This window comes from Streptomyces sp. NPDC003248 (genome assembly GCF_055563235.1).
On sequence record NZ_JBVHDT010000003.1, the window covers coordinates 287,566 to 313,348 of the forward strand.

The window sequence follows — 25,783 nt, forward strand, 5'->3', positions numbered from 1 at the left end:
AGTTGGTGAACGATCGTCACCCGTCGGGGACCCTGACCACCCCGGCTCCGGCTTCCGACGCAGACGCGGCGCACTACGCGTCGTACAGCTCCACGGAAGCCCAGTACGGCGATTTCACCAGCGGCGATTTCACCAGCCATGACGCGTACGACACCGGCGCGCACCCCACCGGCCACTTCGCGGCCGACCCCCTCTTCGGCAACCTTCCCGGCGACGGCGCCTCCACGGGTGCGTACGACACCGGGCAGTGGTCGACGGGCAGCCACCAGACCCTGAACTACGACCCGTATGCGGCCCAGCACCACGCCGCCTACGACACGGGCGCGTACGACACCACCACGTGGACCACGGGCGGCCACCAGCAGGTACCGGACCAGCAACCGCTGTCGGCCATCCCGCACCAGGCGACGGCGCCCGACACCAGCGGGCAGTGGGACGCCAGCGCCTGGCTCCAGCCCGACGGGACCGGCGGGCCCGCCGCCGACGGGCCCCAGCAGTGGGAATGGGGCACGCAGGCCTTCGACACCGGCGCCTACGACGCCACGCAGTGGAACTCCGACGGCGCCGACGCCCCGGACGCCGAGGCCTTCGAGCAGTCCGCCGAGCCGCCCTTCGACCAGCAGGGCGCCACCACCTTCGAGCAGGGCGACTACCGGCAGCCCGACTTCGAGCGGACCGACTTCGAGCGGACCGACTTCGAGCACGGCGCCTACGACGAGTCGGCCGCGTACGAGGAACACCCGTCGGGTGACGGTGAGTCGACCGCGACGGGCGAGCTGCCCGCCGTCTCCGAGCTCCCCCTCCTCGACGACCAGGAGGACGTCGCCCCGGCCCCCGCCTCCCGCGCGGCCGCCCGCAACTCCGGCCGCTCCCGGCGCCGTACGCCCCCGAAGCGTTCCGCGTTGCTGACGGTGGCCGTGCCCTCGGCCTGTGTCATGGGCGTCGCCGGTATCGCGGCCGCTTCCGTCGGCACCCTGACCGGCGACGACAAGGACACCTCGGCGGCCGCGTCGGACGCGCAGTCGGTGAAACCGTCTGCCGCCAACAACAAGCTCGACACCCAGCTGGAGACCCTCACCGCCGAGGCCGACGACTTCGCCGACCGGGCCAGCCGGACGCAGGAACGTATCGACCTCAAGGCGCAGCAGGAGGCCGAGAAGAAGAAGGCGGCGGCCGAGGCGGCCCGCAAGGAGCGGCTGCGCCCCAAGTACGCCCTCCCGGTCAGCCAGCACGGACTCAGCGCCTACTACGGCCAGGCCGGCGTCAACTGGATGTCCCAGCACACCGGCATCGACTTCCCGGTCTCCTACGGCACCACGGTCATGGCCGCGACCGACGGCACCGTCCGCACACAGTGGAACAGCGCCTACGGCAACATGATGATCGTGACGGCGAAGGACGGGACGGAGACCTGGTACTGCCACCTCTCCAGTTACCGCGTCGCCTCCGGGACGACCGTGAAGGCCGGCGACCCGATCGCGTACTCCGGGAGTTCCGGCAACTCGACCGGCCCGCACCTGCACTTCGAGGTCCGGCCGAGCGGCGGCTCGGCGATCGACCCGCTGTCGTGGCTGCGCAGCCACGGCCTCGACCCGACGTAACCCGGCTCCGACCAGCAGCTCCCGCCCTACGGGCTGTCGGGAACCCGTACGGCTTCCGAGCCCCCGCCGTACGAGCGGGGGCTCCTTCCGTGCACGCGCACGGCCTTCGGGCGCGGCGCGGGTCCCGGCCGGAACCGCTACAGCTTCTCCACCGGCGCGTACCGCAGCAGCAGCCGCTTCGGCTTGGTGTCGCCGAAGTCGATCGTCGCCTCCGCGTTGGCACCCGTGCCCTTCACTCCCACGACCGTACCGAGCCCGAACTGGTCGTGTGTGACGCGGTCGCCGACGGCCAGTGAGACCACCGGCTTCTCCGCGGTCCGCCGCGTGGCGAAGCCGGACGCGCCGGACGCCGAGGAACGCGAACGGGACGAGGACAGCGAGGCCGCCACGCCGGACACCGGACCGGAGGACCCGCGCGGAGCCGCGCCCGTCCGCTTCCAGTCGACGTGGGTGGCCGGGATCTCCTCCAGGAAGCGGGAGGGCGGGTTGTACGACGGCTGCCCCCAGGCGCTGCGCATCGCCGACCGGGTCAGGTAGAGCCGCTCCCGCGCGCGGGTGATCCCGACGTAGGCCAGGCGGCGTTCCTCCTCCAGTTCCTTGGTCTGGCCGAGGGCGCGCATGTGCGGGAAGACGCCGTCCTCCATGCCGGTCAGGAACACGACGGGGAACTCCAGGCCCTTGGCGGTGTGCAGGGTCATCAGGGTGATGACCCCGGAACCGTCCTCGTCCTCGTCGGGGATCTGGTCGGAGTCGGCGACCAGCGCGACCTGCTCCAGGAAGTCGGCCAGGGTGCCGGTGTTCTCCTCGCCGCGTTCCTGCTCGAACTCCAGGGCCACGGCGGCGAGTTCCTGGAGGTTCTCGATCCGGGTCTCGTCCTGCGGATCGGTGGAGGCCTGCAACTCGGCGAGGTAGCCGGTGCGTTCGAGGACCGCTTCGACGACCGTCGCCGGGCCTGCGCCCGATTCGACGATCGTGCGGAGTTCCTCCATCAGCGCGTTGAACCGCTTCACGGCGTTCGTCGAGCGCGCGGCCATGCCGTACGCCTCGTCGACGCGCTTCAGCGCCTGCGGGAAGCTGATCCTCTCGCGCTGGGAGAGGGCGTCGATCATGGCCTCGGCGCGCTCGCCGATACCGCGCTTGGGCACGTTGAGGATGCGGCGCAGCGGGACGGAGTCCTCCGGGTTGGCGAGGACCCGCAGGTAGGCGAGGACGTCCCGGACCTCCTTGCGCTCGTAGAAGCGGACACCGCCGACGACCTTGTAGGGCAGGCCGACGCGGATGAAGACCTCTTCGAAGACACGGGACTGGGCGTTGGTGCGGTAGAAGACGGCGACGTCGCCCGCCTTCGCCTCGGCGGCGTCCGTGAGGCGGTCTATCTCGTCGGCGACGAACTGCGCCTCGTCGTGCTCGGTGTCGGCGACGTAGCCGGTGATGCGCGCGCCCGTGCCCGCGTTGGTCCACAGGTTCTTGGGGCGGCGGGACTCGTTGCGCTCGATGACCGCGTTGGCCGCGGAGAGGATGGTCTGTGTGGAGCGGTAGTTCTGCTCCAGCAGGATCGTCGTCGCGTCCGGGTAGTCCTCCTCGAACTGAAGGATGTTGCGGATCGTCGCGCCGCGGAAGGCGTAGATCGACTGGTCGGCGTCGCCCACGACGCACAGTTCGGCGGGCGGTACGTCGTCCTCTGCGGGCGGTACGTCGACGGGGTGCCCGGCGGTGCCCACGAGCTCTCGGACGAGGGTGTACTGGGCGTGGTTGGTGTCCTGGTACTCGTCGACCAGGACATGGCGAAAGCGGCGGCGGTAGTGCTCGGCGACGTCGGGGAAGGCGCGCAGCAGGTTGACCGTCGTCATGATCAGGTCGTCGAAGTCGAGGGCGTTCGCCTCGCGCAGCCGCGACTGGTAGAGGGCGTAGGCCTGGGCGAGGGTCTTCTCGAAACCGTCGGCGGCCTGGGCGGCGAAGTCCTCCTCGTCGATCAGCTCGTTCTTCAGGTTGCTGATCTTCGCGCTGAAGGACTTCGGCGGGTAGCGCTTGGGGTCGAGGTCCAGATCACGGCAGACCAGGGCCATCAGCCGCTTGGAGTCGGCGGCGTCGTAGATCGAGAACGAGGACGTGAAGCCGAGCTTCTTGCTCTCGCGGCGCAGGATGCGCACGCACGCGCTGTGGAAGGTCATCACCCACATCGCGTTCGCCCGGGGGCCGACGAGCTGCTCGACGCGCTCCTTCATCTCGCCCGCGGCCTTGTTGGTGAAGGTGATCGCGAGGATCTCGCCGGGGTGGACGTGCCGCTCGGCGAGGAGGTGGGCGATGCGGTGGGTGAGCACGCGCGTCTTGCCGGAGCCGGCGCCGGCGACGATGAGCAGCGGGGTGCCGGAGTGGACGACGGCGGCGCGCTGGTTGTCGTTGAGCCCCTCCAGGAGCGCGGCCGCGTCGATCACCGGGCGCGGGGCGCCGTCGCGGTAGTGGGCGTCCCGGTCCGGGGGCACGTCGAACTTCCCGCCGAACAGATCGTCCGGAAACGACTCCGGAGCGTGATCGTCCTCGGGCGGTGGCGGCGGTTCCTCCTCGTGGCCGCGCGGGGCCTGGAGGTCCGCCAGGAAGCTGTCGTCAAAGAGGCTGCTCATCGCTCTCCGAGTCTAGGGTGCCCCACCGACAACCGGCCGCCGTCCCGAGAACATCCCGCTTCCCGCCGCCGCCCGATCCGCCCAGGGCGGCAGGGGCGAGGCGGCACCCACCGACCGGATCGGGAGCGTCACTGTTCGTATCCGACCGTTCTCCACTGTCATAAATCGGGGCAAACAATCATCTATCGCTCCACTCTTGCCCGGCTTCGGCGCCGCCCTGCCGAAGGTCACGAAAATGTATCGGGCATATCACCCAGCAACCTTCACAGGCACCACACGAGTTGGCTACCGTGCCGGGCAGGCCGTACGACCCCCACCGGCGAACCTCGCCGGGCCGCACGGCCTCCGCCGAATCCAGCGCGGCCCGACGTGGCAGCCGGAGCCGGGACCCACCGAGATCCCGGGGTGAATCGGCCCGACTCCCTGCGGGGACGAGGCCGTAGGGCAACCCTTCCGACCGTCCGCCCGAACCCTCCCCCAGTGCCTGAACGGCCTGGGGGTGCCCCCACCGCTAACCCGGTAGGCGGAACATGGAAGGAGTCGCCTCCCTTGGCGTCGCAGCACCGCAAGCCGCGCCTCTCGGGCACGCGCGTAGCAGGCATACGCACACCCGCCCTCGCCACCGCCGCCCTCACCTCGGTGGCCCTGCTCTCCCAGACGGCCAACGCCGCGCCCTCCACCGAAGGCAAGCCGAGCCTGGAGGAGGTCGAGAAGAAGGTCGACGACCTCTACCGCCAGGCGGAGTCGGCCACCGAGAAGTACAACGCCGCCAAGGAGAAGACGACCAAGCAGCGCAAGCGCGTCGACGCCCTCCTCGACGACGTGGCCCAGCGCACCCAGAAGCTCAACGAAGCACGGGAGCAGCTCGGTTCCTTCGCCGCCGCCCAGTACCGCACCGGCGCCTCCGCACCCGACACGGCGACCTTCCTCCTCGCGGACTCCCCGCAGGACTACTTCGACCGGACCCAGCTGATGGACCGGCTGACCGAACGCCAGAAGGACGCGGTCGACGACTACGTCACCGAGCAGTCGGAGACCATGAAGAAGCGCCAGGAGGCCACGCAGAGCCTCGAGACGCTCACCGACTCGCAGAACGACCTCAAGACGGCCAAGGCCACCGTCCAGAAGAAGCTCGGCACCGCGCGCTCCCTGCTGTCGCAGCTGACGGCGGAGGAGAAGGAGCGGCTCGCCGCGATCGAGCGGAAGAAGCAGCAGGAGGCCGCCCGCAAGGCGGCGGAACTCGCCGAGCAGCAGGCGGCGGAGGCGGCGGCCGCCCAGCAGGAGAACGGCGGCTCCTCGGACACGAGCGCCTCGTCGGGCACGTCCTCGTCGTCCTCCGCGTCCACGGACGCCTCGTACACCACCAAGGCCGAGAAGGCCCTGGCCTTCGCCCGCGCCCAGATCGGCAAGCCGTACGTCTGGGGCGCCACCGGCCCCGAGTCCTACGACTGCTCCGGCCTCACCCAGGCCGCCTGGAAGGCCGCCGGCGTCACCCTTCCGCGCACCACCTACGACCAGGTCGACGCGGGCACCACCGTCTCCCTCGCCGATGCCCTGCCGGGCGACCTGATCTTCTTCTACGACGACGTCAGCCACGTCGGGATCTACATCGGCAACGGCATGATGATCCACGCTCCGAAGCCGGGCGCGTACGTGCGGGAGGAGTCGGTGTACTACGACGGGGAGTCGTCGATCCACAGCGTGGTGCGACCGGCCTGACCGGGCGCCGGGCGCTGGGGCGACGGGCGCTGGGGCGACGGGATACGGGCGCTCGGGCGGCGGGCGGTCTGGGTTACCGGCGGGCGGGCTACTCGGGCCTTCGCTCCCCCACCGTAGGCGGGGGAGGCCGTTCCTTGTCCTGCGCCCGCGCGTAATTCCCCGCTCCTGCGCGCGTGCCCCCGCGCGCGCCGCCCGGCGCTCCTTACCATCGGCCGCATGCCCCGCTCTTCACCCCTCCGCGCCTGGTGGGCGCAGCGTCCGCCGGCGGCCGGGGCCGCTGTGATGGCGACCGGCATCCTGTCGATCGGCCTGAACCTGACGGGGCACGACCTGCTGTCCCTGACCGCCCTGGCGCTGGCGGGGGTCGGCTGGGTGGCCCTGGCGGTGGACTTCGCCGTACGGCTGCTGCGGGAGCGCGAGCGGTGGCTGGCCGAGGCGGGGACGCCGGCGGGCCTGACGGCCGTCGCGGCGACCACCGTGCTCGGCGCCCGGATCTCCTCGCTCGGCTGGCAGCCGCTCGCCGAGGCGCTGCTTGCACTGGCGGCGGTGCTGTGGCCCGTGCTGCTGGTGGAGGTCATGAGGCATTGGGAGCGGCGCATGCCCGGGGCGGTGTTCCTGTGTTGTGTCGCCACACAAGGGCTGGCCGTGCTGGCCGCGACGCTCGCGCGGGCCGAGGCAGAGGCCTGGCTCGCCCGCGCCGCGCTCGTCCTGTTCTGGCTCGGCCTGGCCGTCTACGTCGTGACGCTGGCCCGGTTCAGCCTGCGGCAGGTGGCCGAGGGCGCCGGGGACCAGTGGGTGGCGGGCGGCGCGCTCGCCATCTCCGCGCTGGCGGGCGCGAAGCTCCTGCTGGCCGAGGGCGGCGGGCTGTATCTGTGGAACGTGGACGACGCCGGCGTCCTGCGCACCATGACCGTCGCCCTGCTCGTCCTGGCCCTGCTCTGGTACGCCGTGCTGCTCGTCGCCGAGCTGTGGTGGCCGCGCCCCCGCTACGACATGCGCCGCTGGTCGACGGTGTTCCCGATGGGCATGACGGCGGTCGCCGCCCTGTCCGTCGCCGACGCCGTCGACGCCCCGCGGCTGGCGGGCCCCGGCCAGGTGCTGCTGTGGATCGCGGTGGCGGTCTGGCTGGCCGTCGCCGTGGGGGCGCTCGTGGCCGCCCGTACCTCCGTCAGGTCCACAGGACGGCGATGAAGACGTTGGCGACGGTCAGCAGGCCGACCAGTCCGAACAGGGGCTTCTCCACCTTCTCGTCGTCCCGCTTCACATAGACGAGACCGAGGATCACGATCAGCAGGGCCAGCTTCACGCCGATCTTGATGTTGTTGACCTGCTGGTCGTCGGCCTGGTTGAGCCCGACCAGCACCACGCCGGTGACCAGCATCGTCGCCGCGCCGTGCAGCATCGCGGGGACGAAGCGGGCCGTGCCCCGGCCCATCGCCTTCATCTGTGTGAGGAAGCCGCCGAGCAGCGCGGCGATGCCGATGATGTGGAGGCCGACGAACAGATGGATGAGTAGGTCCATGGAGCCGGATGCTAACCAGCCGCCCCGACAGCGCTCCACACCACCCCCACCTCTCCGGGTCGCGACACTTGCATATATGCGCCCCATAGCAGCCCGTCGCCCGGATGTGACCCGATTGCACCGCATCGGTCAGCGCGCCGCACGAAGGCGGTTCCCTCGGACCGGGTCACCGAGCACGTCCGGTCGCCAGGCTGTCCGCTCGGGACACTTCCGCACATCGCGTTACCGAACCGACACCGACGGGCCTAGCGTCCTGCCCCAGGTGACCGGCTCCCCACCGCCGCCCCGGCCGGGGACGGCAGCCGGGCACCACCGCCGAGAGTCCGGCGGCGGTCCCGCTCCCCCGTGCGGGCCGCCGTCGGGCGCGTCAGCCGCACCCCGCGGCCGTACGTCCGTCCGCTCCCCCGGCGGGCACGGGCCCCACGCCCCGGCCCGCCTGACGGCCGTACCGACGAGGCGGTCGTACGAAAGGACGTGCAGTCCCACGTGGCAGCGCACCGCAAGCCCCGTCCACGCTCACTCGGCGGCCATACCCTCCGCACGGCGGCCACGCTCGCCCTTGCCGGAGCGGCGGGCGCGACGGCCTTCGACGGAACCGGGCACGCCGAGCCGGACCCCACACCGGCGGAGGTGAAGGCCAAGGTGGACAAGCTGTACCAGGAGGCGGAAGCCGCCACCGAGAAGTACAACGGCGCGCAGGAGGAGGCGACGGCGGCCGAGGGACGGCTGACGGCCCTCCAGGACGAGGCCGCCCGGAAGGAAGCGCGGCTCAACACGGCGCGGGAGGCACTGGGCACGGTGGCGGCGGCGCAGTACCGCAGCGGCGGGCTGGACCCGGCGGTGCAGTTGGCGCTCTCCGACGACCCCGACCGGTACCTCGACGGCGCCGCCTTCGTCGAACGCGCCGGCGACCGTCAGTCCGCGGCTGTCAACGGCGTCCACAAGCAACTGCGGGAGATCGAACAGTTGCGCGGTGCCGCCCGCGTGGAAGTCACCTCCCTCAAGGCGCGCCGGACGGAACTGAGACGGCACAAGGAGACGATCACCGGCAAGCTGGACGCGGCCCGCCGTCTGCTGTCCCGGCTGACGGCGGCGGAACGCGCCCGGATGCTGACGGACACGGCCGGCGCGGCCGGCACCCGCGCCTCACGGGCCTCGGCCGGCGCCCGCGACACCCTCCAGGCCCCTGGCTCCACCACCGCCGCCCCCACCTCCCGTGCGGCGGCCGCCGTCTCCTACGCCTACGCCAAGCTCGGCAGTCCGTACGTGTGGGGCGCGACCGGCCCGAACGCCTTCGACTGCTCGGGGCTCGTCCTGGCCGCTTACCGCTCCGCGGGCGTCTCCCTGCCCCGCACGACCTACGCCCAGATCGACGCCGGACGCCGCGTCTCCCGCTCCGAACTCCTCCCGGGAGACCTGGTGTTCTTCTACTCCGGCATCACCCACGTGGGCATCTATGTCGGCGGCGGCCGGATGATCCACGCGCCGAACCCTTCCGCCCCGGTCCGCGTGGCGCCCCTCGACGAGATGCCGTACGCGGGGGCCACCCGCGTGGTGTGACGGCGTGTGGGGCACACTGTCGGGCCAACCGGACCATTTCACGGGTCCGTTGACGCGGTAGGTTCAGCGCGCGTGACGATCGGTTCCCCACCGCCGTCGCCGCGCTCCGCTCCCCTCGGCCGAAAGAGCCCCCGATGTCCCCCGCCACTCTGCCCCCACTTCCTCCCCCCTCCCACCTCGGCGCCTGGTCGGACCGGTCGGCGCTGCTGGCCGACCGGGAGCGGGCCCTGGACGTGCTGCACCGGTGCAGCCTCGGCGTGCACCGCGTGCTGCTGCTGTGGCTGCTGGCGCTCGCGGCGATCATCGGATGGTCGTTGCTGGTCCTGCCGGTGCAGCAGTTCGAGGAGAAGGATCCGACCGGTTCGCTCCTCGGCCCGGTCTTCGCGCTCATCGGCGTCGCCGCCCTCACCCCGTCCGTCACCGCCGTCGTCCTCGCCATCCGCCGTGACCACCGGACACGGCAACTCCTCGAAGCGTGGCTCGCGCTGGACAGCCATCCCCTGTCCGACGCCCGCCTGCGCTCCCCGGGCCTCAGTCTCTTCTGGCTGCTGTCCTCCCTGACGGTCGCCGCGATCGGCCTGTGGGCGTCCTTCGTCTCCGCCGTCGGCGCCCGACCGGGCCCGTCGGCCTACGCCGACATCGCCCTCGGTATGGGCACCGGCACCATCCTGTGGCTGACCGGCCTGATCGGCGTGGTGAAGGCGGTACAGCACTACCGGTGGGCCCTGCGCGTGCTGGGACCGACACCGACGGGACAGCGGTGACCCGTCGGAGTACGACACCGGTGTCCCGTCGAAGTACGGGACGGCTGTGACCCACCGGAGTTCCGCCGCCGGCTCCGCCGGCCGCCCGGCGGTGTTCAGCGCGCCCTCACCCGGTCCTGACCGGATGCCCCGCCCTGCTTCACACCAGTCGCCGTGCCGTCGCCCACCGCGTCAGCTCGTGCCGGTTGGACAGCTGGAGCTTCCGCAGCACCGCCGAGACATGGGACTCGACCGTCTTCACGGAGATGAACAGCTGCTTGGCGATCTCCTTGTAGGCGTAGCCGCGGGCGATGAGCCGCAGCACCTCGCGCTCGCGCTGGGTGAGACGGTCGAGGTCCTCGTCGACCGGCGGAGCGTCGGTCGAGGCGAAGGCGTCGAGGACGAACCCGGCGAGGCGGGGCGAGAAGACCGCGTCGCCCTCCTGCACCCGGAAGACGGAGTCGACCAGGTCGTTGCCGGTGATCGTCTTGGTGACGTAGCCCCGGGCACCGCCGCGGATCACCCCGATCACGTCCTCCGCCGCGTCCGACACCGACAGGGCGAGGAAGCGCACGGGCCGCTCGGAGTCGGCCATCAGCGCGGCACAGCGCCGCAGCACCTCGACCCCGCCCCCGCCCGGCAGGTGGACGTCGAGCAGGACGACCTCCGGCCGGGTCGCGTTGATGACCGTGACCGCCTGGTCGACGTCCGCGGCCTCGCCCACGACCTCGACACCGGTCTCCTCGGTGCGGCCGATCTCGGCCTGGACGCCGGTACGGAACATGCGGTGGTCGTCGACGAGCACCACACGCACATGGCGCCCGCCCGTACCGTCACCGGCTGCCTTCGCCGGTTCGGCCGCCTCGGCCGCTCCGGCCGTTCCGTTCGCCTCGGTCGGGTCACTCATGACGTCTTCTCCGCCCTCTCCATCTCCAGCTCGACCTCCGTGCCGCCGCCCGGCACCGCACGCAGGCGCGCCGTGCCGCCGTTGCGCTCCATACGGCCGATGATCGATTCTCTGACACCCATGCGGTCGGCGGGTATGGAGTCGAGGTCGAAACCGGGACCGCGGTCCCGGACCGACACGAAGACCGTCCTTCCCTCGACTTCGGCGTAGACCTGCACGGCGCCGCCCTCGCCACCGTACTTGGCGGCGTTCACCATGGCCTCGCGCGCGGCCTGCATCTGCGCGGTGGTCCGCTCGTCGAGCGGGCAGTCGCCGACGACCACGACCTCGATGGGGACGCCGTGCTTGTCCTCGACCTCCGCGGCGTTGCGCCGCACCGCGTCGGCGAGGGTGACCGGTTCGTCGGCCTCGTCCTTGCCGGTGCCCTCCGGCTTGTACAGCCAGGTGCGCAGGTCGCGCTCCTGGGCACGGGCGAGACGGCGTACCTCGCCCGCGTTCTCCGCGTTGCGCTGGATCAGGGTGAGCGTGTGCAGCACCGAGTCGTGGACGTGGGCGGCGACCTCCGCCCGCTCCTGGGCACGGATGCGCATCAGGCGTTCCTCGGACAGGTCCTGCGTCATGCGGACGAGATACGGTCCGGCGAGCAGGGTGATGCCGACGAGGACGGCGAGAGCGGCCTGCAGGACCGAGTCCAGGTGGGCGGCGGAGCCCTGGAGAACGAACGTGCCGGAGACACCGGCGGTGACCAGCAGGACTCCGGCGCCCGCGCGCAGCAGTGTGAGCGTACGGCGTCTGCGGCCGACCTCGACCCAGCGGGCCCTGCGGGCGTTGTCCGCCTGGCGCCATACGAGGGCGACACCCGCACCGACGAGAACCGCGGGCAGCAGGTACGCCTTGGCGCCGCTGCCGAGGTCGACGCTGCCCACGAAGACCATGGCGACGACGACCATGAGGAGCAGGGCGACGATCTGGCCCCGGTCCGGTTTACGGGCGACGAGCCGGCGCCGGCCGTCGGGCGCGGTCTCGGTGGCGACGAGGGACGGGGGCTTCTGGTCTCCGACTCCGCCGACACCGAGCGGCACGAAGAACCAGAAGGCCGCGTAGAGCAGGGCGCCGAGGCCGTTGGCCAGGAACAGACCGGCGAAGACGAGCCGTACCCAGATGACCGGCAGCCCGAGATGTCCGGCGAGCCCCCGCGCCACGCCACCCAGCCAGCGTCCGTCACTGCTGCGGTAGAGCTTGCGCGGCGGCCGCGGTTCGACGAGTGGCGCTGCTGCGGCTTCCGGCATGCCACTGATGGTCACACGGCCCGCCGACCCCGGACATCAGGGTTCGCCCCCGAGACGCCCCTGATCTCCGACGCGCTCGCGGGCCGAACGCCTCCCGGGCGCCGGATCAGGGCCGATATCAGGGTCCGGCCAGGGTCATACCGACTGCCGTCGAGCCGCCTCGCCCGCCACCATGGACCCATGGCAGATCACCAGCACGCCGCGGACGCCGTGCCCGACGGAGGCACCGCACCCGACGCGGCCACCCCGTCCACCGGCGCCCTCGGCGCCGCAGGTGAGGAACCGCGCGCGCACGAGCGAGCGGGCGTGCACGAGCGGGCGGGCGCACGCGGAGAACAGGGTGCGCCCGAAGGGGCGGGCGAGGCCGGAAGGGCAGACGTGAACGAGGAGACAGCTACGGCCGACACGGCCGCCGGCGAGAGCACCGACACCACCGCCGACTCCCCGCACAGGTTCCGCCGCGATCGTGAGCACAAGGTGCTCGCCGGCGTCTGCGCGGGCCTCGGGCGGCAGTGCGACATGGACCCGGTGATCTTCCGGATCACTCTCGCCGTGCTCTCCGCGACCGGCGGCATCGGCCTCATCTTCTACGGCTTCGCCTGGCTCTTCGCCCCCTACGCCGACGACGAGAACGAGGTGCGCAAGCTGCTGACCGGCCGCGTCGACGGCCAGGCCCTCGTGGCCCTGCTGTTCGCGCTGGTCGGCTGCGGGGTGTTCCTGACGATGCTGAACAACGGCGAGGTGCTCACCTTCGCCGTCGTCGTCTCCCTGCTCCTGGCCGGCGCCGGATACTGGTCGAGACACCGGGACGCCCCCGACGCCGACCCGCTCGCCGCCCAGGCCGTCGCCGACGCCCCGCCGGAGGCCCAGGCACCGCCGGTCCCGGCCGCCTACCCCTCCTGGTGGCGCGACCCCATCGTCAAGGACGGCACCCACTACGGCGGCACGGGGTATCTGTGGGGACCCCGGGACGCCCGTAGACCTGACCTCAGCTCGATCGTCGACGTACGTCTCACGGGCCACACGAGCGCCCGCGCCGGCATACGGACACCGCCCGGCCGGTCCCCACGGCCGCGCGGTCCCCGCTGGATCGGGGGCTGGCTGTTCCTGCTCGCGGTCCTCGCGGGCGGACTCGCCACCCGCGCCGCCTGGGACGAGCACCCGCTGGGCACCAGCCTCCAGGCCGGACTGGCCACCGCGCTCGCCGTCCTGGGCCTGGGCATCGCGGTCAGCTCGTTCCTCGGGCGCACGGGCGCGGGGTCGGTGTTCCTGGCGGTCCTCACCGCGGGCCTGCTGGCCGGGGCGGCCCTCCTGCCCAAGGACATCAGCACGAGCTGGGTGGACACGACCTGGCGGCCCGCGACCGTCGCGGACGTCCGCGAGGGCTATGACCTCGGCACCGGCGACGCCACGCTGGATCTCTCCCGGCTGGCGCCGGCCGAGGGGCAGACCGTGAGCACCGACGCCGAGGTGGGGTTCGGGCGGCTGCGGGTGATCGTGCCTGCGGACGTGACGGTGAACGTGACCATCGATGTGGGCCTGGGCGACATTCAGTTGCCGGGCGAAGGCCAGGAGGACGTGGACGTGCAGCCGGGCAAGCGCAAAGAGGTGACCCTGTCGCCGGTGTCGGGCGGCACGGGCGCCGGGACGATCGACCTCGATCTGCAGGTCGGGGCGGGGCAGGCGGAGGTGACCCGTGCTGCGTCATGAGTTCCGCCCGGGCCGGCTGGTGGCCGGGGCAGCCTTCACCCTTGCGGGCGTCACCTATGCGGGCGACGCGGGTGGTCTCTGGGAGACACCGTGGTTCGCCGTGATCCCGATGGTGGTGGGCGGCCTCTGCCTGGCGGGAGCGACAGGAGTGCTGATCCGGGCCATACGCAGACGGCGGGGACCGCGTCGGGGGACTCCCGCCGGGGCGGGCGGGGGCAGGGCGGCCTGACCGTCCTGGTGGCCCTCGGCCCCGGCGGGGCGCCACCCCGCCGGGGCCGAGGGCCACCAGGCCGAGCCGTCGCACAGCGCACGGCACGCCGACGCGACGTTCAGCGTGCCCCGCTCCCGGACCGCAGTCGGCGGACCTGCCTAGAAGCCACCCGCCCGCTGTCGCCTGCTCTTGCGCCATGCCGCGTCGAGGGAGAGGAAGGGTGCGCCGGCGAGGACCAGGGGAAGCCAGGCCATGAGGTAGGCGAGGTCGTTGCCGTAGTAGTAGGGGTCCGAGGCCCAACTCACCGTCAGCCACAGGCTGAGGGAGATCAGGGCACCGCCGAGTGCCGCGAGGCGGGCCAGGAGGCCCAGGAGCGTGCCGATACCGACGGCGAGTTCACCGAAGGCCATGGCGTAACCGAAGCCGGTGGGGCTCCTCAGGGCGAGGTCGACGAGGGCGGGGATGGCCGAGGAGTCACGGACGGCACGCATGGTGTCGCCGATCGAGCCGGCGCCGCTGTCCTTGAGGAAGGCGCCGTCGGTGAGCTTGTCGAGGCCGGCGTAGATGAAGGTGACGCCGAGGAAGACGCGGAGTGGAAGGAGGGCGTACCGGGCGGCGGTGTCCCGCCGGTCGCCGTCGCTGTTGAGGTAGGAGGAGTGGGTGTCCGTTCTCAAGCTGTGAGTCATCGCCCGTGGTCGCCTCTCGCCCGACGTGGTGGAACCCCTCAACAGACCATACGTACGAAATGGGAGGTGTGCTCAATGGTCGACCGGACCCGCCCGGAAAAGTCCCCCGGCGTGCCGCACGCTGTCCACCTGTCGGGTCTGCTCCTTCTCCGCCTGGTCGTCCCGCTGCTCCTTCTCCGACTTCTACTCCGTCACGTCGATCGCGTAGCGGTTGGTCTCGACGCCCGCCGCCGTCACCACCTGCACCTCCACCCGGCCGGGTTCCACCTCCGCCGGTACGGGGACGGTCAGGACCGCGTCGGTGGGGTTGCTGAAGCCGCCCGTGACGGGAACGAGGGGCACGTGGACGTGGACCGTGCCGATGCGGACGACCATGCGCGAGAGGCGGTCGGCGGCCTGTGCGCCGGGCGGGACGAAACCGGCGCCGCGGATCTCGATGTCGTCGCCGGTGCGGATCGGGGCGTCCAGGTCCCCGGCCTCGCGGGAGCGGACGACGGAGAGGATGACCGGGCGGCCGCCCTCCGCGTACTTGCCGGCGAGGTAGGTCGCGGCCGAGACCAGCACCACCACGGCCAGCCCCCAGGGGAGGTCGGGCAGTTGGTCGGGGCGGCGGGCGAGGCGTACGGCGGCGAAGGCCAGGGCGACGGCGCTGATCACGACGTACTGGATGTCGGCGAAGGTGCCGCGGCCCGCGTCGTCGGTCAGCAGGTCGGCGGCCCGGGGCCGGTGCGCGCGGACCTTCTGCAGCCGCTGGGCCAGGACACGGAGCCCGACGACCCTGCGCACCAGCACGGCGATCGCGCAGACCACGGCGAGGACGGTCACCACACCCGCGCCGCGGGCGAGGTCGAGCCCGGAGATCAGCGCGTCGCGTTCGGCGGGGCCGGAGGCGGCGGCCAGCCGGCCCACCAGGACCAGTACGGCGTACGCGACGAACAGGACCCAGCCGGCGGCGACCGCGCGGGAGGTGGACAGCCGGTTGTCCTCACCGATGACGGGAGCCAGTACGCCGCCGCGGGACCGGTGGAACCAGGAGGCGGTGGTCAGCGCGCCGGCGGCGACGAGCGCGGCGAGCAGGCCGGCGGTGCGGGCCGTGCTCCAGCCCGCGCCGATCGCGGTGAGGGACTGCACCAGCAGCAGGAGCACCACCAGGGCCCACACCGTGCCCGCCGTGCGGACCCACAGGCGCGCCAGCCAGGCCTCGCCCTCGGCGCGGCCGCGTTCGGCGACCAGTTCGGCGGACTGGGTCAGTTCCTCCGAGACCCACTGGCGGGATGCCGACACCGAGTGGGCGACGGCGGCCGGCAGTCCCTGCCCGGCGGCGAACCCGTCGCGTTTCAGCAGGAACGCGGCGACGGCCCGCCGGTGCCCCTCGCGAGCCCCGTGCGGGCAGTCGCCGCAGGTGCAGCCGCCCTCGTGCGTGCCCGTTTCCGGTCCCTGTCTCGCTTCCTGCACCGCCACGTCCGACGCCCGCCTTCCCCGTGGTTTTCACGGTCGGCGGCCCTTGGAGAACCGGGCCGCCGCCCCGCGAAGAACTCCCCTGCGATGACAGCGAATTGTGCCCTACGGCACACCCTCCGTCATCGGCGGGTGTGGTCAGCGCGGGTGATGCGGGGTCCGCCGGGTTGACCTGGCTGCGGGAACGCGCGGCTTCCCGGCTCAGCTGAGCAGGTCGGGTTCGCTGCGGCTGATGTCCTGCCACAGCGGCTGGTAGTTGATCCACGCCACCAGGTCGCCGCCGAGCTGCTCACGGGTCGCGACCGCCGCCCGGTGGTCGATCAGTACCGGGCGGCCGGCGGCGCGGGCGGTGAGCTGGACCTGGCAGGAGCGCTCCATCGACAGGAACCACCAGGCGGCCGCGTCCACCGAGTCGCCGACGGTCAGCAGGCCGTGGTTGCGCAGCACGAGTGCCTTGTGGGTGCCGAGGGCGGCCGCGATGCGTCGGCCTTCCCCGGCATCGACGGTGACGCCGGAGTAGGTGTCGTACAGGCCGTGGTCCTCGTAGAAGGCGCAGCTCTCCTGGGTGATCGGGTCCAGCAGTTCGCCGAGGGCGGCGAGGGCGCGGCCGTGCACCGAGTGGCAGTGGGCGACGGCGACGACGTCGGGCCGCGCCGCGTGGACCTGGGAGTGCACGGTGAAGGCGGCCTGGTTGACGTGGGAGTGGCCCTCGACGACCTGCCCGTCCCGGTTGACCAGCACGAGGTCGCTGACGGTGACGTGCTTGAACGGCATTCCGAACGGATTGACCCAGAAGCAGTCGCTGTACTCGGGGTCGCGCGCCGTGATGTGCCCGGAGACACCGTCCTCGAAGCCGAACCGGCCGAAGATCCGCACGGCGCCCGCCAGCCGTTCCTTGCGGTGCCGGCGCTCGGCCGCGGCCGACTCGTGCAGGGGCGGCATGGCGAACCGCAGCCGGTCGGTGGGCAGCGGGGCGGGCGGCGTCGGCCCGGGCATCGGTCCTCCAGCACTGGGTTGGTTCACGGGGCGGAAGGTACCGCCGGTGGGTGAAGAAGGGCAGAGCCATTATGCAGAAATGATGATTCCCGTCACACATGAAGCACGACGTGCCCGTCGTCGACCGCCTCCTCGGCTGAGCGACGCCCGCCCACCACCTCTCCGCCGCCGACCGCATGCCGCTACGGGACGGGACGGGACGGGAACGGTGATCCGGCGCCCGGCGCCCGGCGATCGGCGACCGGCGACCGGCGACCGGCGACCGGCAGGAATACCGGACGGTGGGTGTCGGGTATCGACGCCACACTCGCCGTATGAGCACTCACGGCAGAAGCACCGGCGCCCGCCCCGCGTCCGTTCGCCCCGCGTCCGTTCGCCCCGCGACGGCGGTGCGCTGGGCGGATTTCGTGGCGGCCGAACCCGGCCTCGCGCGCATCGTCGAGGACCGTTTCGGTGCCTTCACCCACCACGTTCTCGCGACCCTGCGCCGGGACGGCTCCCCCCGTACGAGCGGACTGGAGGCGCGTTTCCTGGACGGTGAGCTGTGGCTCGGGATGATGCCGGGCTCGCTGAAGGCGCTCGACCTGCGCCGCGACCCCCGTTTCTGCCTCCAGGCCAACCCGGGGGAGGGCACCGGCATGGGCGGTGGCGACGTCCGGATCGGCGGGCGGGCCGTCGAGGTCGAGGACGGGAAGAGCAGGGCCGGATACGTGAAAGAGGTGGAACCGCCGGAGCCGTTCCACCTCTTTCGCACCGAGCTGACGGAGGTCGTCAGGACCTACGTCGAGGACGACACGTATCTGGTCGCCCAGGTGTGGAAGCCCGGAGAGCCGGTGCGGACCCTCAGACGGACCTGACCTGCGAGGTCCCCCGGACGGGGATCTACTCCCACTCGATCGTGCCCGGCGGCTTCGAGGTCACGTCGAGCACGACCCGGTTGACGTCCCGCACCTCGTTGGTGATCCGCGTCGAGATCTTCGCCAGGACGTCGTACGGCAGGCGCGACCAGTCGGCCGTCATGGCGTCCTCGGAGGAGACCGGACGCAGGACGATCGGGTGGCCGTAGGTACGGCCGTCGCCCTGGACGCCGACGCTGCGGACGTCGGCGAGCAGCACCACGGGGCACTGCCAGATGTCCCGGTCCAGGCCGGCCGCCGTCAGCTCCTCGCGGGCGATGGCGTCGGCCGCGCGCAGCAGGTCCAGGCGCTCCTTGGTGACCTCGCCGACGATCCGGATGCCCAGGCCCGGGCCCGGGAACGGCTGGCGGTGGACGATCTCGTCCGGCAGGCCGAGCTCCTGGCCGACCATGCGGACCTCGTCCTTGAACAGCTTGCGGAGGGGCTCGATGAGCTGGAACTCGAGGTCCTCCGGCAGACCGCCGACGTTGTGGTGGGACTTGATGTTCGCGGTGCCGGTGCCGCCGCCGGACTCGACGACGTCCGGGTAGAGGGTGCCCTGCACGAGGAACTCGACCGCGGGACCCTCGTCCGCGATGATCTCCGCCTGCGCCTGCTCGAAGACCCGGATGAACTCCCGGCCGATGATCTTGCGCTTCTCCTCGGGGTCGGAGACCCCGGCGAGCGCCGTGAGGAACCGCTCCTCCGCGTCCACGACCTTCAGCTGAACGCCGGTCGCCGCCACGAAGTCCTTCTCGACCTGCTCGGTCTCGCCCTGGCGCATCAGGCCGTGGTCGACGTACACACAGGTCAGCTGGGAACCGATGGCCTTCTGGACGAGCGCGGCGGCCACCGCGGAGTCGACTCCGCCGGACAGGCCGCAGATGGCGCGCCGGTCGCCGACCAGCTCGCGGATGGCGGCGACCTGCTCCTCGATGACGTTGCCCGTGGTCCAGTTCGGCTCCAGGCCCGCGCCGCGGTAAAGGAAGTGCTCCAGGACCTGCTGACCGTACGTGGAGTGCATGACCTCCGGGTGGTACTGGACGCCGTAGAGCTTCTTCTCGTCGTTCTCGAAGGCGGCGACCGGGACGACGTCCGTGGACGCGGTGACGGAGAAGCCCTCGGGGGCGGCGGAGCAGGCGTCGCCGTGCGACATCCACACGGCCTGCTCGGCCGGGGTGCCCTCGAAGAGGGTGGAGGAGGAGCGGGAGACGTGCAGACCGGTGCGGCCGTACTCACGGGCGCCGGTGTTGTCGACGGTGCCGCCGAGGGTCTGCGCCATCAGCTGGAAGCCGTAGCACATGCCGAAGACGGGAACGCCGGCCTCGAAGATCTCGCGGTCGAGGCGGGGGGCGCCCTCCTCGTACACGGACGAGGGGCCGCCCGAGAGGACGATCGCCGCCGGGTTCTTGGCGAGCATCTCCGCGACCGGCATGGTGCTCGGCACGATCTCGCTGTAGACCCGGGCCTCGCGGACTCGACGGGCGATGAGCTGGGCGTACTGCGCGCCGAAGTCGACGACCAGGACGGTGTCGGGGGCGGCGGCAGCGGGAGTCGCTGATGACACGGGGTGCCTTCCGGCGGTGGGGCAGGGTCACTGTGTACGGCCGATTCTACCGAGAGGGGCACGGTTGACGTCCCGCCCGCCGGGGCCGGCGTCCCCGGCCCCCGCCGCGGGCCGGAGCCCACGCGCCCCCCACCGCCCGAAGACGGGGCGGACGAGTCGGACGGGGCGGAGGGGACCAATGAAACGAACGGGACTGAGGAGACGGAGGTGGCGGGCGCCCGGTGCCGGCACCGGGACGACTGCCGGGGAGCCCGGGGCGCGCGGAGTCCGTGGCATACTGGCCGCATGCTCGCGCACTCGACCTTCCTCTTTACCTATGGCACCCGGCCCGCCGGCTGCCATGGTCGTGCTGCTTGAGCTGACCGCCAAGCGACTTCCCAGGCGCCCCGGGCCGACAAGGCCCGGGGCGCCTGTCGTTCTCCGGGTCCTGCCGTTCCGGGGCACCCCTACCGCACAGGAGCCCCCATGACCGCCCTCGACGTGACCGGCGCCCGCACCTCCGAGGCCGCCGACGTGATCACCGGAGCCCGCGAGCGCATCGACGCGCTCGACGACCGGATCATCGGTCTGATCCAGGAACGGATGGCCGTCTCGGCCGTCATCCAGGAGGCCCGGATCACCTCCGGCGGCCGCCGGGTGAACCTCTCCCGCGAGATGGAGGTCCTCGGCCACTACAGCGACGCACTCGGCAAGCCGGGTACGGCCCTCGCGATGACGCTGCTCGAACTGTGCCGCGGTCGCATCTGAGTTCGGGCTCCGTCTCACCCGTACGGCGCGTGACCGGCTCCCGGACGGGTTCGTTGGTCCCGGTGTCCGTTCCAGCCAGGTGCGGGCCCGGAAGAACCACGCGTGGCTCACTGGAGCGTTGAGGCGTACGGATCGTGCTGTGCGTCGTGGGACCTCGCTCCAGGGTCGTGACCGGACGGCAGGGGACAGCAGTCCGGTCACCCAAGAGAACGGTCGGCCCCGGGGACGCCCGGGGTCGACCGGCGGGAATTGCAAAAATGCACAAGGGCTGGGTCAAACGGTTGCGGGCGCCGCGTTCATCCAGCACGATGCGTAAAAGGCCCAAGTCCCTTCGCGGACAGCCGTATTGCACCCCACTGCAACGAATGAACCGTGCTGCCCGCTCTGTCCCGCCCCACCGTCAGAGGTCCAGTCCGGTCGCGCGCCCCCCGCGCGCTCCAGCGGCGACCCGGCGCGGACCAGGGCGCTCGACAGGCCAGCGGCGCGACCCCCCGGCGCCGCTCCCAGGCACCGGCGCTGCCCTGACGCCGGTGCTGACGATAAGGAAGGGCCCCGCGGCTCCGTCCCGCGGGGCCCTTCGTCATGCCGCGGGACACGGACAGCGGAACCCGATGTGACGCGAGCCACATAAAGATCCTGTGAGTCGAGGGCAACTCTTCACAGCTTTCGCCTGTCACACCTGTCGACATACGGGCCACTCCCGCGCCCCACATCTGCGGAAGGCCTCCCCGATCCGATCTCCCGAGGTCTTCATGAAGCTTCGCCGCACCCTGGTCACCGCCGCCGCGACGGCCGCCATCGTTCCGCTCGCGCTGCTGTCCGCGCCCAGCGCGTTCGCGGAGGAGACCGGGTCACCGTCCGCGAGCTCGTCCGAGTCGCAGAACACCTCCGCCTCCCCGTCCGAGTCGGAGACCACGGAGGCGTCCGCCTCCGAGTCCGACACCACGTCCCCCTCGGCCTCGGACTCGGAGTCCCAGAGCTCCACCGGCTCTCCGTCCGGCTCCGCGTCGCAGTCCTCGTCCTCCTCGACGTCGTCCTCGTCGACGTCGTCCTCCTCCTCGAGCGCGTCGGCCGGCGAGGACGACGACTCGTTCGACCCGTTCACGGACTGCGAGTCCATCGACCTGGACGAGAACCTCTCGGCCACGATCAGCGGTCTGCCGAGCAAGATCGTCGCCGGTTCGGGCTGGCACGACTTCACCTACGAGGTGGAGAACAACACCGGCGCCGACCTCAAGAACGTGTACCTGGCCTCGTCCCTCGAGTACGACGACGAGGACAACGAGGACGTCTGGCTGTCCGAGGGTCTCGCCGTGCTCCAGGTCAAGGAGGACGGCAAGTGGACCGACGCCTACCAGGAGTCCTACGAGGACGAGGACGGCAAGACCGTCAACGTCACCGGTTCCTTCGTGGCCCTGCTCGACGAGCTGGCGAAGGACGAGTCCGCCACCCTCGACCTCCGGGTGAAGGTCAAGGCGTCGGCCCCGGCCGGCTCCTCGGTCGCGCTGAGCGAGGCCGTCTACGTGGGCGACGAGGGCGACTGCCACCTCACCGGTGACTACTACGAAATCCAGATCCTCGCCGCGGGCAGCGACGCGGGTGACGTCGACGACGCCGAGCCGAACGGTGAGAAGCCCGGCACCGACATCAAGCCCCAGGGCAGCGCCAAGCCGATCAGCGGCAGCCTCGCCTCGACCGGCTCCGACTCCGCGCTCCCGATGATCGGCCTGGTCGGCGGAGCCGCCGTCGTCGCCGGCGCAGGTGCGGTGTTCGTGGCCCGTCGCCGCAAGACCGGAGCGCACGCGTAACACCCGAAGACCGGCTGACCAGCGAAGGGACCTGCGCTCGGAGGGGGGCGCAGGTCCCTTTCGCCTGCCCGACCGGTTCACTCCTTCGGCGGCACCGTCGGCATTCCCAGGAACGGCAGTCGCAGTGCGGCGAAGGCCTTCGCCGGGACCGCCGGTGCCATCGGCTCCACCGCCTTCAGCCGCTCGTAGGCCGTGCCCTGCGCCGGACGCGGGTCCGCCTCGCCCTTGTTCGGCCAGTACGACATCGCGCGCTCGGCCTGGGCGGTGATCGTCAGGGACGGGTTCACGCCCAGGTTCGCCGAGACGGCGGCGCCGTCCACGACCGAGATGCCGGGGTGGCCGTACAGGCGGTGGTACGGGTCGATGACGCCGGTCTCGCGGGAGGAGCCGATCGGGCAGCCGCCCAGGAAGTGGGCGGTGAGCGGGGTGCCCATCAGCTCGCCGACGTTGGAGCCGGGGAAGCCGTTGATGTCGTCGGCGATCGCCGACGCGGCCTCGGACGCGGCCCTGATCTGCTTGGGGTTGGGGCTGCCGTGGCCCTGGCGGGCGGTGAGCAGGCCCTTGCCCGGTCCCTTCGGTTTCAGGTACGTCGTCAGGGAGTTGTCCAGCGACTGCATGACCAGGCCGATGATGGTCCGCTCCGACCAGCGGCGGTTGGACAGGGACCGCAGGACGAGCCAGGGGTGGCGGGCGACGTTCGCGAGCCAGGCGGCCGCCCGTGAGGAGCCCTCCGCGTACGGCACCTGGAGGATCGACAGACTGCCCATGGAGTTGGAGCCCTTGCCGTAGCGGACCGGCTCGATGTGGGTGTGGGCGTCCGGGTGGACGGACGAGGTGATGGCGACCCCGCGCGTGAAGTCGACCTTCGGCTGACCGGTCGCCTTGCGGTAGCGGCGGTCGTCGGTCTGGGCGCCGACCAGCGCCTCGGAGTTGGTGCGGGTCAGTTCGCCCAGCCGGTCCGAGAGGTACGGCAACTGGCCGCCCGCCTTCATCCGGTGCAGCAGGGTCTGGGTGCCGTAGGTGCCGGCGGCGAGGACGACGCGGCGTGCCGTGAAGGTGCGTCCCTGGCCCTTGCCCCGCCGGTCGGTGGGCAGGGTGGCCACGGCGAAGCCGCCCCGAGAGTCGTCCGTGACCGACACCGCCGTCGTCAGCGGGTGGACGACCGCGCCGGCCTTCTCGGCGAGGTACAGGTAGTTCTCGTTGAGGGTGTTCTTCGCGCCGTGGCGGCAGCCGGTCATGCACTCGCCGCATTCCGCGCAGGCCCGGCGGGACGGTCCCGCGCCGCCGAAGTAGGGGTCCGGCACCTCCTCCCCCGGCCGGGCCCGCGCCGACCCGTCGGCGTCCTGTCCGTCGCCGAAGAAGACGCCGACCGGCGCCATGTGGAAGGTGTCCCCGACCCCCATCCGTTCCGCCGCCGCCTTCAGGTGCACGTCGGAGGGGGTCGTCGTCGGGTTGAGCCGGACCCCGAGCATGCGGCGCGCCTGGTCGTAGTACGGCCGCAGCTCCTCCTGCCAGTCGGTGATGTCCCGCCACTGCGGGTCCTCGAAGAACGCCTTCGGCGGTACGTAGAGGGTGTTGGCGTAGTTGAGGGAGCCGCCGCCGACGCCCGCGCCGGCCAGGACCATGACGTCGCCCAGCAGATGGATGCGCTGGATGCCGTACAGGCCGAGCCTGGGGGCCCAGAGGTAGTTCTTCAGGTCCCAGGAGTTCCTGGGGAGGGTGGCGCGGGTGAAGCGGCGGCCGGCTTCGAGGACGCCGACCCGGTAGCCCTTCTCCGTCAGGCGCAGGGCCGTGACGGAACCGCCGAAGCCGGAGCCCACCACGAGGACGTCGTAGTCGTACCCGTCCTCGTCCCGGGTCTGGGCAAAGTTGTCCTGTGACACGTGCTCTCCTCGTCGAGAACGGGTGCGGGTGCGGGTGCGATAGGGGTACGGGTGGGATGGGGGTTCGGGTGCGGTGCGGGTTCGGGTGCCGTGTGCCGGGTGGACGCGGGTGCTGCCGGCTAGCGGAAGCGGAGCGCCTTCATCAGCCGCAGGCTCGTGCTCATGAACCGTGCGTACGTCTCGTCGTCCATGCCCAGCGAGGGCGCCATCGGCAGCAGCCGCTGCTGGGCCACCGTCTGGGCCTCGGTGTACTTGAGGATGCCCTCGGAGCCGTGGCGGCGGCCCAGGCCGGAGTCCTTCATGCCGCCCATGGGGGACTGGACGCTGCCGTAGGCGGAGGCGTAGCCCTCGTTGACGTTCACCGTGCCGGTGCGCAGGCGGGCGGCGACCGCGCGGCCACGGCGTCCGTCCCTCGTCCACACCGCCGCGTTCAGCCCGTACGGGGTGGCGTTGGTGAGCTCGACCGCCTCGTCGTCGGTCGTGAAGCGGTAGAGGGAGACGACCGGGCCGAAGGTCTCCTCCGTGCAGACGGACATCGGCTCGGTCACGCCGTCGAGGATCGTCGGCTCGTAGAAGTACGGGCCGATGTCGGGGCGGGCGGCACCGCCGGTCACCACCTTCGCGCCCTTCGCCACGGCCTCCTCCACGTGCCGCTTCACCGTCTCCAGCTGGCGTTCGCCGACGAGGGAGCCCATGTCGGCGCCGTAGGCGAGGGAGTTGCCGAGCCGCATGGCCCGGGTGCGGGCGGCGAAGCGCTCCAGGAAGGCGTCCGCCACGGACTCGTGGACGTACAGCCGCTCGATGGAGATGCAGAGCTGGCCGGCGGAGGAGAAGCAGGCGCGGACGGCGCCGGCCGCGGCCTTGTCGACGTCGGCGTCCTCCAGGACCAGCATGGCGTTCTTGCCGCCGAGTTCGAGGGAGACGCCGACCAGGCGGGCGGCGGCACCCTGCGCGACCTCGCGGCCGGTGCGGGTGGAGCCGGTGAAGGAGACGTAGTCGGCGTGCCGGACGACCTCCGGGCCGACGACCGGGCCGTCACCGAGGACGACCTGGAAGACCTCGGCGGGCAGTCCGGCCTCGACGAGCAGGTCACGGGCCCACAGGGCGGTGAGGCAGGTCTCCGTGTCGGGCTTCATCACGACCGCGTTGCCCGCGACGAACGCGGGGAGCGCGTCGCCGACGGAGAGCTCCAGCGGGTAGTTCCAGGGGGCGATCTGACCGACGACACCGCGCGGGTGGCGCAGCTCGGTGACCCGGGTGAGGGTCGGCATGGCGCCCGCGTGCCGTTTGGGCCGCAGATAGGCCGCGGCCCGGCGGCCGTAGTGGCGGGCGGCGACCGCGACGGCCTGCACCTCCTCGTGCGCGTGGAGGCGGGCCTTGCCGGTCTCCAGCTGGATCAGGTCGAGGACCTCGCCCTGGCGCTCCAGTACCAGGTCGTGGAAGCGGAGCAGGACCGCCGCACGCTCACGCACCGGCACCTGCGCCCACACCCGCTGGGCGGCCCGGGCCGCCTCGAACGCCTTCGCCACGTCCTCGGGGGTGGACTCCGGCAGGTCGGCGAGCTTCTCGCCGGTGAACGGGGTGTGGTTGGCCGTGCGCCCGGAGCCCACGACGCCCTTGGTCAGCTGGGCGACGAGCTGAGGGGTGACCACGTCGGCGGCGGTGCGCACGCCGACGGGGGCGGGGGCGAGGGGGTTGGTGCCGGCAGCCGTCGTGGGACCGGTCTTTTCCGGGGCCTGCGAGTCCGTCATGACGCGCAGGGTATGACGTGCGGAAGCCTTTTGGTACCCGTCGGTAACGGCATTCACCGACCACTCACACGGCGCCAGTGGTCACTGGCAACAAACCTCCTGATCAGG

Annotated in this window: 20 protein-coding genes; 10 read left to right on the top strand and 10 right to left on the bottom strand. The window is 71.9% G+C overall.

Annotated elements, in window-relative coordinates:
- Nucleotides 1-5 precede the first annotated feature (5 nt).
- Nucleotides 6-1,601: a M23 family metallopeptidase gene (locus tag ACZ3KJ_RS10090; RefSeq protein WP_467526088.1), complete on the top strand. Its 1,596-nt coding sequence runs from the start codon at nucleotides 6-8 to the stop codon at nucleotides 1,599-1,601.
- Between the two features lie 137 nt (nucleotides 1,602-1,738).
- Here the strand turns inward: ACZ3KJ_RS10090 and pcrA are convergent, their stop codons facing one another.
- Complete coding sequence (pcrA, locus tag ACZ3KJ_RS10095; protein WP_467526089.1) at nucleotides 1,739-4,222, bottom strand: DNA helicase PcrA; 2,484 nt, start codon at nucleotides 4,220-4,222, stop codon at nucleotides 1,739-1,741.
- 549 nt (nucleotides 4,223-4,771) lie between these two features.
- Between pcrA and ACZ3KJ_RS10100 the strand changes: the two genes are divergently transcribed.
- Together ACZ3KJ_RS10100 and ACZ3KJ_RS10105 are read left to right on the top strand one after the other, a co-directional pair.
- On the top strand, nucleotides 4,772-5,941 hold the full coding sequence (locus ACZ3KJ_RS10100) for a C40 family peptidase (RefSeq protein ID WP_467526090.1): 1,170 nt from the start codon (nucleotides 4,772-4,774) through the stop codon (nucleotides 5,939-5,941).
- A 216-nt stretch (nucleotides 5,942-6,157) separates the two neighbouring features.
- Entirely contained in the window at nucleotides 6,158-7,132 is a 975-nt protein-coding gene (locus ACZ3KJ_RS10105; RefSeq protein WP_467526091.1) for a tellurite resistance/C4-dicarboxylate transporter family protein, read from the top strand.
- Here ACZ3KJ_RS10105 and ACZ3KJ_RS10110 read toward each other — a convergent pair.
- Entirely contained in the window at nucleotides 7,110-7,463 is a 354-nt protein-coding gene (locus ACZ3KJ_RS10110; protein WP_467526092.1) for a hypothetical protein, read from the bottom strand. The two genes, ACZ3KJ_RS10105 and ACZ3KJ_RS10110, sit on opposite strands and share 23 nt — an antisense overlap.
- 486 nt (nucleotides 7,464-7,949) lie before the next feature.
- Here ACZ3KJ_RS10110 and ACZ3KJ_RS10115 point away from each other — a divergent pair, with 486 nt between their 5' ends.
- The gene (locus ACZ3KJ_RS10115; protein WP_467526093.1) at nucleotides 7,950-9,023 is read left to right on the top strand and encodes a C40 family peptidase; all 1,074 of its coding nucleotides are present in this window, start codon (nucleotides 7,950-7,952) and stop codon (nucleotides 9,021-9,023) included.
- A 134-nt stretch (nucleotides 9,024-9,157) separates the two neighbouring features.
- Complete coding sequence (locus ACZ3KJ_RS10120; protein WP_467526094.1) at nucleotides 9,158-9,787, top strand: hypothetical protein; 630 nt, start codon at nucleotides 9,158-9,160, stop codon at nucleotides 9,785-9,787.
- Between the two features lie 139 nt (nucleotides 9,788-9,926).
- Here the strand turns inward: ACZ3KJ_RS10120 and ACZ3KJ_RS10125 are convergent, their stop codons facing one another.
- Complete coding sequence (locus ACZ3KJ_RS10125; RefSeq protein ID WP_467526095.1) at nucleotides 9,927-10,673, bottom strand: LuxR C-terminal-related transcriptional regulator; 747 nt, start codon at nucleotides 10,671-10,673, stop codon at nucleotides 9,927-9,929.
- Complete coding sequence (locus tag ACZ3KJ_RS10130) at nucleotides 10,670-11,962, bottom strand: ATP-binding protein (protein WP_389513416.1); 1,293 nt, start codon at nucleotides 11,960-11,962, stop codon at nucleotides 10,670-10,672. The genes ACZ3KJ_RS10125 and ACZ3KJ_RS10130 overlap by 4 nt, the downstream gene beginning before the upstream one ends.
- A gap of 180 nt (nucleotides 11,963-12,142) precedes the next feature.
- Here ACZ3KJ_RS10130 and ACZ3KJ_RS10135 point away from each other — a divergent pair, with 180 nt between their 5' ends.
- Entirely contained in the window at nucleotides 12,143-13,672 is a 1,530-nt protein-coding gene (locus ACZ3KJ_RS10135) for a PspC domain-containing protein (protein WP_467526096.1), read from the top strand.
- Nucleotides 13,659-13,901 (top strand): hypothetical protein, encoded by a 243-nt coding sequence (locus ACZ3KJ_RS10140; RefSeq protein ID WP_467526097.1) that lies wholly within the window; start codon nucleotides 13,659-13,661, stop codon nucleotides 13,899-13,901. Before ACZ3KJ_RS10135 ends, ACZ3KJ_RS10140 begins: the two co-directional genes overlap by 14 nt.
- A 140-nt stretch (nucleotides 13,902-14,041) precedes the next feature.
- On the opposite strand, the gene ACZ3KJ_RS10145 is transcribed toward ACZ3KJ_RS10140, so the two are convergent.
- The 3 genes from ACZ3KJ_RS10145 to ACZ3KJ_RS10155 form a co-directional block, all read right to left on the bottom strand.
- Nucleotides 14,042-14,569, bottom strand: a complete 528-nt coding sequence (locus tag ACZ3KJ_RS10145; RefSeq protein WP_467526098.1) for a DoxX family membrane protein — start codon at nucleotides 14,567-14,569, stop codon at nucleotides 14,042-14,044.
- A 183-nt stretch (nucleotides 14,570-14,752) separates the two neighbouring features.
- On the bottom strand, nucleotides 14,753-16,030 hold the full coding sequence (locus tag ACZ3KJ_RS10150) for a hypothetical protein (protein WP_467526099.1): 1,278 nt from the start codon (nucleotides 16,028-16,030) through the stop codon (nucleotides 14,753-14,755).
- A 198-nt stretch (nucleotides 16,031-16,228) separates the two neighbouring features.
- Complete coding sequence (locus tag ACZ3KJ_RS10155) at nucleotides 16,229-17,023, bottom strand: class II aldolase/adducin family protein (RefSeq protein WP_467526100.1); 795 nt, start codon at nucleotides 17,021-17,023, stop codon at nucleotides 16,229-16,231.
- A 389-nt stretch (nucleotides 17,024-17,412) separates the two neighbouring features.
- Between ACZ3KJ_RS10155 and ACZ3KJ_RS10160 the strand changes: the two genes are divergently transcribed.
- Nucleotides 17,413-17,880: a pyridoxamine 5'-phosphate oxidase family protein gene (locus ACZ3KJ_RS10160; RefSeq protein WP_467526359.1), complete on the top strand. Its 468-nt coding sequence runs from the start codon at nucleotides 17,413-17,415 to the stop codon at nucleotides 17,878-17,880.
- Nucleotides 17,881-17,905: 25 nt separating this feature from the next.
- On the opposite strand, the gene guaA is transcribed toward ACZ3KJ_RS10160, so the two are convergent.
- Nucleotides 17,906-19,486: a glutamine-hydrolyzing GMP synthase gene (gene guaA / locus ACZ3KJ_RS10165; RefSeq protein ID WP_467526101.1), complete on the bottom strand. Its 1,581-nt coding sequence runs from the start codon at nucleotides 19,484-19,486 to the stop codon at nucleotides 17,906-17,908.
- A gap of 465 nt (nucleotides 19,487-19,951) precedes the next feature.
- Between guaA and ACZ3KJ_RS10170 the strand changes: the two genes are divergently transcribed.
- Together ACZ3KJ_RS10170 and ACZ3KJ_RS10175 are read left to right on the top strand one after the other, a co-directional pair.
- Nucleotides 19,952-20,233, top strand: a complete 282-nt coding sequence (locus ACZ3KJ_RS10170) for a chorismate mutase (protein WP_401691503.1) — start codon at nucleotides 19,952-19,954, stop codon at nucleotides 20,231-20,233.
- A 752-nt stretch (nucleotides 20,234-20,985) separates the two neighbouring features.
- Nucleotides 20,986-22,041 (top strand): LPXTG cell wall anchor domain-containing protein, encoded by a 1,056-nt coding sequence (locus ACZ3KJ_RS10175; protein WP_467526102.1) that lies wholly within the window; start codon nucleotides 20,986-20,988, stop codon nucleotides 22,039-22,041.
- A 77-nt stretch (nucleotides 22,042-22,118) separates the two neighbouring features.
- On the opposite strand, the gene ACZ3KJ_RS10180 is transcribed toward ACZ3KJ_RS10175, so the two are convergent.
- Both ACZ3KJ_RS10180 and ACZ3KJ_RS10185 read right to left on the bottom strand, forming a co-directional pair.
- Complete coding sequence (locus ACZ3KJ_RS10180; protein WP_467526103.1) at nucleotides 22,119-23,924, bottom strand: GMC oxidoreductase; 1,806 nt, start codon at nucleotides 23,922-23,924, stop codon at nucleotides 22,119-22,121.
- 119 nt (nucleotides 23,925-24,043) lie between these two features.
- A complete protein-coding gene (locus tag ACZ3KJ_RS10185) occupies nucleotides 24,044-25,675 on the bottom strand; it encodes a succinic semialdehyde dehydrogenase (RefSeq protein ID WP_467526104.1) in 1,632 nt (543 codons plus the stop codon).
- Nucleotides 25,676-25,783: the final 108 nt, after the last annotated feature.

What these genes read in the sequence shown, in the direction of transcription:
- pcrA (WP_467526089.1), bottom strand. Translation starts at nt 4,222, where the DNA reads ATGAGCAGCCTCTTTGACGACAGCTTCCTGGCGGACCTCCAGGCCCCG.
- ACZ3KJ_RS10170 (WP_401691503.1), top strand. Translation starts at nt 19,952, where the DNA reads ATGACCGCCCTCGACGTGACCGGCGCCCGCACCTCCGAGGCCGCCGAC.
- ACZ3KJ_RS10130 (WP_389513416.1), bottom strand. Translation starts at nt 11,962, where the DNA reads ATGCCGGAAGCCGCAGCAGCGCCACTCGTCGAACCGCGGCCGCCGCGC.
- ACZ3KJ_RS10185 (WP_467526104.1), bottom strand. Translation starts at nt 25,675, where the DNA reads ATGACGGACTCGCAGGCCCCGGAAAAGACCGGTCCCACGACGGCTGCC.
- ACZ3KJ_RS10125 (WP_467526095.1), bottom strand. Translation starts at nt 10,673, where the DNA reads ATGAGTGACCCGACCGAGGCGAACGGAACGGCCGGAGCGGCCGAGGCG.
- ACZ3KJ_RS10155 (WP_467526100.1), bottom strand. Translation starts at nt 17,023, where the DNA reads ATGCCCGGGCCGACGCCGCCCGCCCCGCTGCCCACCGACCGGCTGCGG.
- ACZ3KJ_RS10145 (WP_467526098.1), bottom strand. Translation starts at nt 14,569, where the DNA reads ATGACTCACAGCTTGAGAACGGACACCCACTCCTCCTACCTCAACAGC.
- ACZ3KJ_RS10120 (WP_467526094.1), top strand. Translation starts at nt 9,158, where the DNA reads ATGTCCCCCGCCACTCTGCCCCCACTTCCTCCCCCCTCCCACCTCGGC.
- ACZ3KJ_RS10175 (WP_467526102.1), top strand. Translation starts at nt 20,986, where the DNA reads ATGAAGCTTCGCCGCACCCTGGTCACCGCCGCCGCGACGGCCGCCATC.
- ACZ3KJ_RS10135 (WP_467526096.1), top strand. Translation starts at nt 12,143, where the DNA reads ATGGCAGATCACCAGCACGCCGCGGACGCCGTGCCCGACGGAGGCACC.
- ACZ3KJ_RS10110 (WP_467526092.1), bottom strand. Translation starts at nt 7,463, where the DNA reads ATGGACCTACTCATCCATCTGTTCGTCGGCCTCCACATCATCGGCATC.
- ACZ3KJ_RS10105 (WP_467526091.1), top strand. Translation starts at nt 6,158, where the DNA reads ATGCCCCGCTCTTCACCCCTCCGCGCCTGGTGGGCGCAGCGTCCGCCG.